Source organism: Tolypothrix campylonemoides VB511288_2, from assembly GCF_045999855.1.
Classification (GTDB): domain Bacteria; phylum Cyanobacteriota; class Cyanobacteriia; order Cyanobacteriales; family Nostocaceae; genus Scytonema; species Scytonema bouteillei_A.
Window position 1 is genome coordinate 150,702 of the sequence record NZ_JBFPMW010000018.1, and the last position, 12,496, is coordinate 163,197.

At 40.2% G+C, this 12,496-nt stretch carries 10 protein-coding genes; 5 read left to right on the top strand and 5 right to left on the bottom strand.

The features are described from left to right. Positions 1-190: 190 nt before the first annotated feature. From AB0756_RS36525 to AB0756_RS36535, 3 genes are read left to right on the top strand one after another with little or no spacing between them, the layout of a single operon-like run. Positions 191-1,564 (top strand): NB-ARC domain-containing protein, encoded by a 1,374-nt coding sequence (locus tag AB0756_RS36525; protein WP_237265922.1) that lies wholly within the window; start codon positions 191-193, stop codon positions 1,562-1,564. 47 nt (positions 1,565-1,611) lie between these two features. Beyond that, positions 1,612-3,309: a WD40 domain-containing protein gene (locus tag AB0756_RS36530; RefSeq protein WP_237265921.1), complete on the top strand. Its 1,698-nt coding sequence runs from the start codon at positions 1,612-1,614 to the stop codon at positions 3,307-3,309. Next, positions 3,213-3,482, top strand: coding sequence for a WD40 repeat domain-containing protein (locus AB0756_RS36535; RefSeq protein ID WP_237265920.1), 270 nt, complete (start codon positions 3,213-3,215; stop codon positions 3,480-3,482). Before AB0756_RS36530 ends, AB0756_RS36535 begins: the two co-directional genes overlap by 97 nt. A 16-nt stretch (positions 3,483-3,498) precedes the next feature. Here AB0756_RS36535 and AB0756_RS36540 read toward each other — a convergent pair whose 3' ends face one another. From AB0756_RS36540 to AB0756_RS36555, 4 genes are all read right to left on the bottom strand, one after another. Beyond that, on the bottom strand, positions 3,499-8,133 hold the full coding sequence (locus AB0756_RS36540) for an nSTAND1 domain-containing NTPase (protein ID WP_038088680.1): 4,635 nt from the start codon (positions 8,131-8,133) through the stop codon (positions 3,499-3,501). Between the two features lie 71 nt (positions 8,134-8,204). Next, the gene (locus AB0756_RS36545) at positions 8,205-10,268 is read right to left on the bottom strand and encodes a caspase family protein (RefSeq protein WP_050045306.1); all 2,064 of its coding nucleotides are present in this window, start codon (positions 10,266-10,268) and stop codon (positions 8,205-8,207) included. Between the two features lie 133 nt (positions 10,269-10,401). After that, complete coding sequence (locus tag AB0756_RS36550; protein WP_272899753.1) at positions 10,402-10,533, bottom strand: hypothetical protein; 132 nt, start codon at positions 10,531-10,533, stop codon at positions 10,402-10,404. Between the two features lie 187 nt (positions 10,534-10,720). Beyond that, positions 10,721-10,804 carry a LuxR C-terminal-related transcriptional regulator gene (locus tag AB0756_RS36555; protein WP_072040710.1) on the bottom strand — a complete coding sequence of 28 codons (84 nt, stop codon included), beginning with the start codon at positions 10,802-10,804 and terminating at the stop codon, positions 10,721-10,723. 494 nt (positions 10,805-11,298) lie between these two features. Between AB0756_RS36555 and AB0756_RS36560 the strand changes: the two genes are divergently transcribed. Continuing rightward, on the top strand, positions 11,299-11,541 hold the full coding sequence (locus tag AB0756_RS36560) for a HigA family addiction module antitoxin (protein ID WP_237265919.1): 243 nt from the start codon (positions 11,299-11,301) through the stop codon (positions 11,539-11,541). 27 nt (positions 11,542-11,568) lie between these two features. After that, positions 11,569-12,003, top strand: coding sequence for a hypothetical protein (locus AB0756_RS36565; protein ID WP_082051611.1), 435 nt, complete (start codon positions 11,569-11,571; stop codon positions 12,001-12,003). A 185-nt stretch (positions 12,004-12,188) separates the two neighbouring features. Here the strand turns inward: AB0756_RS36565 and AB0756_RS36570 are convergent, their stop codons facing one another. Then, positions 12,189-12,470, bottom strand: a complete 282-nt coding sequence (locus tag AB0756_RS36570; RefSeq protein WP_050045307.1) for a type II toxin-antitoxin system RelE/ParE family toxin — start codon at positions 12,468-12,470, stop codon at positions 12,189-12,191. Positions 12,471-12,496 lie beyond the last annotated feature (26 nt).

The following is a 12,496-nucleotide window of genomic DNA, read 5'->3' on the forward strand; positions in this document are numbered from 1 at the left end:
TAATATTTTCTTTGCTAATCCTGGGGTTGTTTTTTTCTCAACAAAACCGTCAGTAGTTTTTGGCTATTATATATTATATAACCCCATTTTTTGTAAGGCTGCTTAATACGCTTCAGTAGCTGTGTATCTCAAAGCCAAACTTACCCAAAAGCTCTATTAAGATGCATCTACTCCGTTCTAGGTGACGTTTATGAAACAGAACAGACGAAGCCGAGGTTTTATCCTCACCCTCAAAGGCTGGGATAAACTTCAAGCATCCATTACTAAAGCCGATTTGACTGATAATGCTCAATTAGGCTTTTCTTTAGAGGAACTGAGTTCGCGCATGGGTTTAGCGTTGCACACTGTCTCCAGGATACAGGGGCGCAGTGAACCGATAGATAAAAGTTCGTTGCAATCTGCTTTTGCTGCTTTTGGATTGGAGTTGTGTGAAGAAGACTATACCCGACCAAACCCTCCCAATGAATTGGAAGTGCGAGGCGCTTATCCACAGTATGATTGGGGAGAAGCACCGAGTGTCTCTGTATTTTATGGTCGTTCTGTGGAACTGGTGCAACTACGGGAATGGGTGTTAGAAGAACAGTGTCGTTTAGTGGCGTTGTTAGGAATTGGTGGTATTGGCAAAAGTACTTTAGCAGTTAAGTTAGGGCTAGAAATTCAAACGGAATTTGAGGTAGTGGTGTGGCGAAGCCGACGAAGCCTGCAAAATGCCCCACCAGTAGAGGAGATTTTAACGAGCATACTGCAATTCTTGCTGTGGGCGTTGCGAAAAGAAATAGCGATCGCTCAAAGTTTTGATGGCAAAGTATCAAAGCTGATGGAATGTTTGATGAACCATCGTTGTCTGTTGATTTTAGACAATGTGGAGACGATTTTATTAAGTGGCGATCGCGCAGGGCAATGCCGTCCTGGGTACGAAGGGTACGATCGCTTACTCAAATGCCTTAGGGAAGTTCCTCATAGGAGTTGTGTCCTGCTGACTTCTAGAGAAAAACCAAGAGAAATGATACCGTTAGAAGGAGAGAAAACAGGAGTGAGATCGCTCCAACTGAAGGGATTAAATCCTACTGAGGGACGGCAGTTATTCGAGCAAAAAGGACAATTTGCGGGTACAGAACGAGATTGGCAGGTACTTATCGAGCATTATGGGGGCAATCCTCTAGCACTGAAGATGGTGGCATCTGGAACCCAAGAGCTTTTTAACGGTAAGATTGCTTCGGTTTTGGACTATGTGCAACAGGGGATATGGATTTTTGAGGACATCGGCGATTTGTTGGAATCCCAGTTCAACCGTTTGTCGATGGTGCAAGAGGAAGTCATGTATTGGCTGGCAATTCATCGAGAGCCAGTCTCTCTCGCTGAGTTAGCTGAGGATATAGTGACATCTGCTTCTAAGCGTCAATTACCGCAAGCAATCAAATCCCTGTTACGACGCTCATTGGTTGAAAAAAGCGAAGAGTATTTCTTCCTACAACCAGTGGTGATGGAATATACCACACAGCGATTGCTCGATCGTGTCAAGAAATTAGGGAATGGGGTATTGGGCATCGGGCATCGGGCGTAGGGTTAGAAAACCAATGCCCTACTCCTCTATTCCAGAGCCATGCTTTGATGAAGGCAACAGCTAAAGATTACATTCGGGAGACACAAAAGCAACTCATTATACAACCCTTGCTCGAGCAATTGCTCATGGAATTAGGCAGTCAACAATTACTTATACAAAAGTTGCAGGGTGTACTAGAGCAGCAAAGACATCAAGCCGCAATACTAGCAGGATATGTGGGGGGTAATCTTGTTAATTTGCTAGCACATATGCAAGTAGATTTACGGGGGTATAACTTCTCAAATTTAGCAATTTGGCAAGCAGACTTACGGCGTGTAAATCTGGCTGGAGCTAATTTCCATTCTTCCGCTTTCGAACGCTGTGTATTTACAGAAAAGCTAACTAGTGTGAGGTCAGTAGCATTTAGTCCAAATGGCAAATTGTTAGCCATAAGTGACATTGATGGATACATTTACTTACGCCGCACGTCGGATTATCAAAACCTTTTAACACTTCAAGGGCATCGGCATCATAGTTTGACATCAACTGTTACTTTTAGTCCCGATGGCAATATCTTGGCAAGTAATAGTGATGATAATGCTGTTCAATTGTGGGATACTCAAACAGGTAACAGCTTAAAAGTTTTACAAGAGCACACTGCACCGATTTGGTCGATCGCTTGGAGTCCAGATGGTCGTCAGATTGCAACTGGGGACGATTCTGAGTTTTCTGTTCGATTGTGGGATGTACAACTTGGTGAGTGTCTCAAAATTTTGCAGGGACACACAGGTGCAATTTATTCGATGGCTTGGAGTTCAGATGGTAAGACAATTGCCAGTGGTAGCCACGACTCTAGCGTGCGATTTTGGGATGAAAAATTGGGTAAATGTTTTAAAGTATTACAGGGGCAATGTCATTCCGTGCGATCGGTAGCTTGGAGTTCAGATGGTAAAACGATTGCTAGTGGTAGTGATGATTCTAATGTGAGATTGTGGAATGTCGATAATGGTAAGTTAATGACTAAGTTTCAGGGGCACAAGCGTGGAATCGTGGGACTTTCCTATGCACCCACAAGCTATGCTAGCGATCGAGACTCACAACTTTTAGTCAGTGGCGGTTCGGATGGTACAGTTCGATTGTGGGATATCCAGACAGGTGAAGCTTTAAGAGTGTTGCGCGGTCATACCAATCGAGTTTGGGATGTATCTAGGAGTCCAAATGCTCGCCTGATCGCAAGTGGCAGTCATGATTGTACAGTGAGAGTGTGGGATGTTGCGACGGGTGAAACTTTAAAAGTATTGCAAGGTCATGCTTCTTGGGTCAGTGGAGTCAGTTATGCACCCAGAACAGATTTAAGTCATAATCCAGAGGTTACGCTTTTAGCAAGTTGCAGTTTTGACGGTTCCATTCGCCTGTGGGATTCCCAAACTGGTACCTGCCTCAAGGTGTTAAAGTATGATACAAATCACGCATTGTTGACACTCAGTTTTGCTCCAAATAATCGAACTTTGGCAAGTGGCAGCGATGACGGTTCAATTTATTTATGGGATGTGCAGCAAGATGAGTGCTGCCTGGTGTTGCGCGGTCACACCCATCGCGTGTGGTCAGTATGTTGGAGTCATGATAGTAGCATTTTAGCAAGTGGCTCTCAGGATGGTACTGTAAGGTTATGGGATGTGCAGCAAGGTACGTGCTTAAGATATTGCAAGGACATACTAATGAGGTTTGGTCTGTTGCTTGGAGTCCGGATGGATGTACCTTATTAAGTGGTAGTACGGATGAGACGATGAGGCTTTGGGATGTAGATACTGGGGAATGTACAAAAGTATTGAGAAGCGATCGTCTTTATGAGGGTATGAATATTGCGGGTGTAACTGGGTTAACAGCAGCACAGAGAGCAGCACTCTTAGCTTTGGGGGCTGTGGAGGGTGTAAGGTAGGTTGTATTGTTGACCTCTAAGAGCGTTTATCGGGAATGTCATTACAAAGCTTGCGATCGCCATTTTTAACATTGGGATTATTCTCAAGATAGCTACGCACCCAATTGCAACCCCTTACCATCAACTCATCTAATCCTTCAACCTGCCACATCTTAGCTTGCCACGACCCTCTTGTAGTATCTTGTCCTACAGCAGCTAGTTGCTTACCATCCGGGCTAAAACTAATGCTTGTAACCCAGTAATCACGATTACTTTGATCTATCTGGTATTCTGCTAACTGCTGACCATTCAAGTTCCACAAACGAACCGTACCATCTCTTCCAGCAGTTGCTACTAAATTATTCTTCGAGTTAAAAATTACCTGATTAATCCCGTAGATATGTCCTTTTAATTCTAAAAACTTGTAATTTACTAAATCTAGCCATAAGCGGGCGATGCCATCGTTTCCGGCGGTAGCCAGCATACTTCCATCATGACTAAAAATCACGCTGTTCACCCCATCTCTATGTTCTTTAAATTTCGTTGGCAGTTTCTGCTTATTTTTCCAGTCCCAAAAACTTATCTCGCCGTGTGAGTCACCAGTAACTAGCAAGCTACTATTAGGATTAAAACTGACGCTACGGATTTTGTTGACATCATACTCTGGCAAATTTCGAGAGAGTATGGTCGGATTTTGTGGAGTTTGCCCATTCCACGGGTAGACAATAGCATTATTAGAAGTATGAGAGTCAACAGTAGCTAGCAAGTTGTTATCTTTGTTAAAGCCAAAAGTCCATAATGGATCTCGAGCAAAACTAGCAGAACCTACGCTAAGTGCTGGTCCGGTAAATCGAGCTAACGGTTGCTGGTTGTTCGACTTCCTCAAATCCCATAAGCTGATAGTACCATCTTCTTTACCAGTAGCCAGTAAATTACCATCAGAACTAAAAATCAAACCCCAAATTTGGCCTGAATTTTGAAGTGGGAATTCGCGGATTGGTTTTTGTTGCAGCTTCCAATTCCACAAACGGACAGTGCCTTCTTCTTCACCAGTAGCTATTAGCTTGTTATCAGGGCTAAGGCTAACGCTAGTAACCGTATTTTGTCCTTTGACTGCTACTAGGGGTTGACCTTCCCAACCTTCCCATAAGCGAATAGTGCCATCTCTTCCAATAGTAGCTAATTGTTTGCTATCAGGGCTAAAACTGACACTGTTGATTAGACCTTGATTGCCCCTAAATTTAATTAACTGCTTGCTCTTTAAATTCCACAAGCAAATGATGCCGTTTCCATTTTCAAATGCAGCAGTAGCAAGAAGCTTGCCATCGGGACTAATACTAACATTTGTCATTGGTGTGCTGTCTTGAACTAAAATTCTACATCCCCCGATGTCGTCTAGTTTTTTGCCCTTTGAATCCCATAAGCTGACAGTGCCGCTATTGGAAATAGTAGCTTGTAATTCGCCGTTAAGGCTAAAAGCCGCATAATATTCGCTACCAGGAGCGTTTGGCTTATTGAATTTAGCTAACAAATTTCCTTGCTTAAAGTCAAACAAACGGACGATGGAATTCTCTTCTTGAACCGACACAAGCAGCCTATTATTGGAATCAATCATTACATTTGCTGAAGAAAGCCCTTTTTCTACCACACTCTTAAATATAGGTGATTTGGTGTTAAATAATGTATGCGATTGACTCTTCTGATTGCTTTCCAAATCCCACCAGCTAATAGTATTGTCAGTGCTAATGGCAACCAGTTGTTGGCTATTGGAACTAAAACTGACGTCTAACAACTTAGGTATCTTGAATGATTTTTGAAGATGTTTACCTGAACGGCTCCACAAGTCAACCGTACTATCCAGAACAGTGTTACCATCTTCCGAATAAGGCTTTTTAACAATAGCTAGTAATTCCTCGTCAGAGCTGAAAATCACTTTTATATCATTTTTATCTATTTCGTCTGGCGACAATACTAAAATATTGCGTTCTTTAACTCGCTCAACTGCTTTTTGCAATGTTAAATTTAATGTGTTTTGTAGTTGTGTATCTGGCTGAAAAAATTGCAACAAGCGTGACTGTTTGAGTTTCTTTCCAGCTTGTAGGCTGCTTATTAAAGCATTCAACTCTCGATTTACGCTCAAGTCCGTATTCGCGGACGCTGTTAAAGCACGGATTTGCTCTATTTCTTTATTTCGCCCAAAGATCCCAGCAAGGGTAATTAACCCAATTACACCAATTACAACGACCCTTCGTAAGTTTGTATTCAAGTGTTTTTGCCGGATGCTAGACTTAACAAACTCAGTTTCCAACTGATTTAACCAGTTGTGAGTTTCATCGTTCAGTACCTCTTTTTTTAAAACCTCTAAATAAGGACTACCATTCCAAAGAAGCTGTGATTTTCTTTGTTTTTCCTTCCAATCAAAAGCAGCATCAGTTAAACGCCTTTGAATAGCCAAATGTTCTTTTTTCTCCTGGTTCAGCCATTGCTGCAATTGAGACCATCCCCTCACTAACTCATCATGAGCAGGTTCTACACATTCTTTGTTGTTGGCATCTAGTCCAGTGATTAACAACCGAGCATTAACAAATTCATTAATTACTAAATCAACATATTTATTAACTGATTTTGGATATATTAATTCCTCTTTTCTTACCCGTCTGCGAGCTAATTCGTTTCCTTCTACTGATACCATTCGCAGCATTATATAACGAATCATGTTTTCGTTAATTTCTTCACCCTTTTCTTTTTTTTCACACAAATTATTATAAACTTCTGTAGCTTTCTTGGTTATTGAACTCCTAACACTGCCAAGGCTGTTGTAATCATCTTTAGTGAGAGTTCTGTCTTCTCTTGCACTTTCTAAATATTTATGGTAAATCTCGCTTAAGGTAAAGGAAAGTAAAGGCAAAGCTCCAGGCGTATCTGCCACTTCATTAATTAACTTGTCTATTAACTCAGGAGACTCAAAAAATACCACTTTTTGTGCTGCTGGTTCTTCAATTGCTTCTCGCAATTGCTGACGATCCATGGGTGTAACCCAAAATTGTGAATTTTCACTCCAATAATCCTTCAATCCTTCTTTTTCTTTAAACTGCGGTTCAAAGTCTGAACGTAATGTCAGTACCACACGTAAGTATTCTGAATAGTCTTTGTTTCCGATAATTTTACTAAGTTGACTGATAAATTTATCTTGTTCTGTCTCGTCTTTTTTCTTTTTCTCTTCCTTTTTGCTGAAAGTTATTAATTCTTCAAACTGGTCTATAACTAAGATCATCTTAGAATTATGGTCTTGCTGACTTTTAGCCTTAAGCCTATCCTTTAAAACATTAAACGCTTCTAATGCTCTATGCATAGAAGGAGGTTGAGAAGAGTGAACATTTGCTGAGTTGTTCTGTTTCAGATTCAGTCCAATTAGTAGATTTTCAAAAAACTGAACAAATTTATTCTGAGTTTCCGCCTGTTGTGTAGTGGAGGTGGAAGATTGCGGGTCTAGTATTTTGTACAAAGCCTGAAAAGGAGAATCTCCAGGACGCATTGAACCAAGGTAAATCCAATTGTGATTGTTACTACTTAAATTTGGAGTTTCTCCAATTTCTTGAGGACATAATTTAGGAATTAATCCTGCTTGCACTAGGCTAGATTTTCCCGATCCAGAATCACCTAATACAATTGTAAAAGTTTGCTTTTCAACAATATCAGCTAATTGATTGATTAGTTCTGTTCTCCCAAAGAATCTTTTAGTATCTTCTTTTTTTACTTCAAATGAACGTAACCCTTTGTAAGGATTAGTATGCTCATTTAATTCTATAGCGTCTGGTAACTTTTGAGGTGTAAATCCTTTAATAACAAAGAGGTATTCACCTTTATCATGCTTGTTCATCTCAAACAAACCAGGTGTTTGCTGATGTTTAGGTATATGCATTCGTTCAAGAATATATGTATGTAACTCCCTTGCAAGAAGTACACCGCTTTTTGAAGAATCTGCCTTAGCTCTATCGTTATCAATTGTTAATCCTTCAATTAATCGATAAGCAAAAGGAGAATGAGAGCCTATTTTCTGATTTTTATCTTCCCCACGATTTCCAAGACTGATTACATCTGCTGCCTCTTCATTATGAGCAGTTGAAGTAATTACTTGTTGAGCAAAACTATTAAGAAAACGCTGATAAAGTTCGTGATACATTTTATAAGAACTTTTTTGATACCAAGGTCTTTTAGATGCCCACTTGAAAGAACCAGAAAAGCAGCAGTCAAGGATGACTAGCACATGACGACATGGTAAATTTTCCAAAGCATCATGCAAATCTTTCATTGATAAAAATTTTTGATTATCTGTATCTAAAAGATTGGCATCTTGAGGTATGAGAAAACCTTCTGGACGCATCTCTCCTTCTGGCGCATTATTAGCCTTACCATGTCCAGCAAAATAAAATAAAAAACGATCGTCAGACTGAATTTTTGTTGTAGTACCAGGGAATTGTTGTTGTTTAAGTTCTGAAAGTAGATTTTGCAGTCTTGCCAAATTCGCGTCTTTATCTAAAATCTCTTTAACTTCATAGCCGTAGTCTTCTTGTAAGATAGACGCAATTTTTTTTACATCATTAACCGCAGTTTTTAAAGGACGTTCACGGTAATCATTAATACCAATAATGACTGCATATTGTTTCATCATCTTTTTACCTTGTTATTAACGTTGTGTCTGTATAGTAGAGAAGTGCTTTGATTTGGATTAATACCTTGAAATTATTGTGGACGTACAATCTTCAAAGTGACTTGTTTTGTCATCCAATCGTCAAGTTTACCCTTACTTTTTGACTCCCATTTGCGAGAATAAACTTGCGCCATTAATTTATCGAGAGTTCCTCCAGTTAATGGCACACTGCGGTATGTAGGTGGTGGAACATCAAGTTCATCTTGCTCTAATAAACTGGCATTAAACTCTGACGTACTGACAATTAATTTCAAAATTTCTTTGTATTCAGCAATTCCTTGTTTTAAATAATCTTCGGGAATTTTCATCTCGCCTTCATCAGTTGTTCTTTCTGAATTAGGTTCTAAGCGAATGCTACTCTTTTCTGGAGTAAAGAATTCAGCATATACAGCGAAATTACCAGATAGGTCTAAGATATTACAATAGATAGTTTTGTGGCTGTTATTTTTCAGCCTGATTTTGAGTTCTGGTGGTTGCCATTCTCCATTTTTATTAAAATACTCTAGATGGAAGTACGACTCTTGTTTATAGAGATTATTTTCATAGGTTGAAGATGGTTTATCTCCTGACACAACAATAATCTCCATCTCTACGTCTTCAGCTTTAATGGTGCTGTTTGCTGGGCTGTCTAGTTCTAAAATGTTTATCCAACGAGCGATATGTTCTAAGCGTTGAATAGTTTGACGGGCGCGTTTTGCTGTGTAACCTTGAATATCAGATTTTTCGGGAATGGGAGCAACTATAGGACGGTCAGTCGTCTGTTCAATAATCCAGTATTGCCCTTGGCGGGCTAATAAACGATAATCCGCATCTTTTGCTTCATCAACTTTCTCAACAAATAACGAAGGATTTTCCTCAGCCGCAGCTTTATTTAGTGCTTGTAGTGCCAGTTCTACACCTATTTCATCACCTTGTTCGCCTTCAATATAAACCTTCAAACGCTTTAGAGGTAAATGGGTAACAACAGCCCAATAACTTTCATTTTTATCTAGCTTTTCGTTCCCTTCTGTAATTATCACTTTGCTCTGCTGGGCGACTACTTCAGTAACTTGAACTGTACCTAAAGCATTAGAAATTTCGCGCATTTCTTCAGGGTTACTTCCTACTGGAAAAATTGCTAATAAAGTATCTCCATTTTGAGAGTTACTGGGAATGCCATTCAACGTACCGCCATCTATTACCCAACTGTGTTTAGTCTTATTTTTATCGCTATAGCTCAAGGTAAAGTAAATAGGTATTTCTTTAATTGCACCCCCTAAGAATATCTTTTTAAAATCTTCTTTGCATATTGCTTCTAATTGTGGTGATTGCTCTAATATTTTTCCACTAACTAAAGCATTAACATTTCTCAACAAGTCGCTGTAAGTTAAATTACCATTACTTTTCTCTAATGTTTGCAATAAGAAATAAGAAAAAGCACCTCTGTTTTTGTAGTCTTCAGTTTTATATTCCTTCGCTGTTTCGTGGGAACGGCAGGCAGCTATTGCAACGTGTTTTCCTTGAACTAAAGTTGAAACTTTCCCATCGTTGAATGGTTGAATAAGTGCGTTTTTATCTGTTGCAAAAATCAAACTTTCGTAAGGGCGATCGCGCAAGTCTTCATATGTTTGACGCACTTTAACTTCTGGGTTTCTTGTACCAGTTCCAGAATGACAGCAATCCATAATAACTAAGATTTCAGAATTTTTTTGTGCCACTTTGTAAATTAAGTAACGTAGTTCTTTGTCGGCTAAATCCCAACCATTCTCGGTGCGGCTATCATAGCAAACTATACTTTGAAGTAAGCCGTTCGGGTCTAAATGTTTTAATTGTTCTGGTGTTCTTGCCTGGGCACCATGACCTGCATAGTAAAATAGCGCCACATCACCGCTTGTTGCTTGGCAGAGATAATTGTCAAAGGCGTTAATAATATTTTGCCGAGTCGCTTCTTCGTTTTTCAGTATTTTTGCTTTAACATTCCATTTTTTATCAATGCGTCCTTTTAAATATGCTTCTACCGCTTCAATATCGTTAACACAGCCATCTAAGGAAGAAACTTCAGATTGAGGATGATAAGTATTAATACCAACTAGCAAAGCGTAAATATGGTTGGACATGGTAGTTTTACCTCATAAGGTTGGCTCCAAGGAGGTTAGCTCCCCTTATCTAAAAAGTTTTCCAGAATCCTTAAGCGCTGTTCATTTGAGCAAGTGTACACAATCGGTCAGAATCAAGAACTGAATTTGCTTTTCAAGGAACGGGCGTCGTAGGTGAGTTTTCTTGCCAGTGCTTGCGATTGCGGTATACTCCGGATTCTGTTGGCGAATTGCGTTGGCACAGCCCGCCGCAGGCATCGCTATGCTCAAACCTTTGAAATGCCATAGCCCCTACGCCAGAAATTGCGGTTTACATGAATTCGCAAACAAAGTCAGCGAGGCTGATATCAGCCGCCATGTGACGGCTGATATCCTTGCTAAGAGCATGAACTCCTTACAATCCCTGATTCAGCACGCTAACTAGTGCTTGTGTACGACCCCTCATATTTAATTTGCCGAAAATATTATTAGCATCAAAGCTTGACGGTACTCTCAGCGATATTGAGGACAGTGCTAATTTGCTGGTTCTTATTGCCTTTTGCGATAGAGCGCAGCACCTCTAAGTTGCGTAGAAGCGGAGTGGCTGGTTGTTAGACATAGCTCAATTCCTAGCTGCTTATCCGCAGTACAATAGATTATGCACATAAAGATTTATTTTTAAAGTGCCATGTAGTTGTTACATAATTATTGTTTGCGTACTTTCCCGTACTTACACAAGGCAACTTTAGCAAGTTATTTTCAACTTAAGGCTTTCGTAAACAAACGAGAGCGATTTATCTTCCAAGCTTGATGAGAGTATCATGTTGACGGCAATTTTAATTGCCATTCCCCCTACATCTTTGCTCGCCCATAAATAGAGTTTTGGGCTTTTCGTCAAGCCTCATAACTGTACCTTCGCTCATTTTTGAAGGGTGAGAGGAATTAATGCCTGACATGGAAGCATTGATTGGTCAAAAGTTACTGCTGTTTGTATTGTTTTCATTGGAAATGACCATGATTGAGACAATCCGAACATTCACTCCCGATTGGGTATCTCCTCCCGGTGATACCATTGCCGATCTATTTAGAGGAGCGCGATTGGACGCAAGCACAATTAGCAGAGCGTTTGGGCTACACCACGAAACATATCAGTTTGCTTATCAATGGCAAAGCAGCGATTAATGAAGAAACAGCCCTGAAGCTAGAACGAGTTTTGGGTAGTACACCAGCATTCTGGCTCAGATATGAAGCCCAATATCGCGCTGCTTTGGCAAAGAAGGAAGAAGAAAACCGCTTCAAGGGATGGACATCTTAGTTAGATCGGTTACCAGTCAAAGAATTGATGAACCTTGGTGTAATTTCCAAATGCCATTTAATCGCCAAGAATAAACCAGCTTTGGTAAAAAAGTTACTACAATTTTTCGGTGTTGTCGAGCCAGAAGATTGGCAGAAATACTATGCAGGCATGGAAATTGCTTTTCGTCGCACCCGCTTTGAACAAAGTGATGTTGGTGCGATTACTGCTTGGTTGCGTTTGGGTGAAATAGAGGCAGAAAAACTGGACTGTCCTAAGTACAGCAAATCAAAGTTTGAAAAAGCGGTACGCTCAATTCGCACGTTGACGGTGTTACCACCAGAGGAATTTGAACCACAGATGCAACAGTTGTGCCGGGAAGCGGGGGTTGTGCTTGCTTTTATACCATCAATTAAGCGATGCGGAAGCCGCCACTATGTGAACGCATATCAGTGGTGTAGCGCGGTGGTTAAATCCCCATAAGGCACTGATTCAACTTTCACTTGACAGTAAAACCAATACCGCTTCTAGTTTCATTTTTTCCATGAAGCAGCACATATTGTGCGATCGCGAACTTACTTGAAATACGGTTGACAATCGAGAAATAGTATTGGTGTCATAATCAAGCCGATACTGGGAATCTAGAGAGATGAAGTTGTTATTTTGGGTTAAATTTCTTCATCTAACTCGCTAAGTACATCTGCTAAATCTCTTGCTCCATGAAATACCCGTAAAATCTCAACGGTAGTATCTTGAATACGATAGAAAATTAAATAATCCTTAAAATCTTTAATACGCCATTGTCTAATTTCGCCCAATCTCGACACCACCAATTGGGTCACTTTTCCGATTTTAGGAGTTTGTAGCAACTGTTCAAAAGTCACTTCCGCAGCATTTAAAAATTTAACAGCTACATCCGCATTGCCATTGAGCAATATATAATTTGCCAACTGTCACAAATCTTGCGTTGCCTTAT

Excerpts from the sequence above, each read along its gene's own strand:
- AB0756_RS36525 (WP_237265922.1), top strand. The coding sequence starts at position 191 with ATGAAACAGAACAGACGAAGCCGAGGTTTTATCCTCACCCTCAAAGGC.
- AB0756_RS36530 (WP_237265921.1), top strand. The coding sequence starts at position 1,612 with ATGAAGGCAACAGCTAAAGATTACATTCGGGAGACACAAAAGCAACTC.
- AB0756_RS36535 (WP_237265920.1), top strand. The coding sequence starts at position 3,213 with ATGGGATGTGCAGCAAGGTACGTGCTTAAGATATTGCAAGGACATACT.
- AB0756_RS36540 (WP_038088680.1), bottom strand. The coding sequence starts at position 8,133 with ATGATGAAACAATATGCAGTCATTATTGGTATTAATGATTACCGTGAA.
- AB0756_RS36545 (WP_050045306.1), bottom strand. The coding sequence starts at position 10,268 with ATGTCCAACCATATTTACGCTTTGCTAGTTGGTATTAATACTTATCAT.
- AB0756_RS36550 (WP_272899753.1), bottom strand. The coding sequence starts at position 10,533 with ATGGCATTTCAAAGGTTTGAGCATAGCGATGCCTGCGGCGGGCTGTGC.
- AB0756_RS36565 (WP_082051611.1), top strand. The coding sequence starts at position 11,569 with ATGAACCTTGGTGTAATTTCCAAATGCCATTTAATCGCCAAGAATAAA.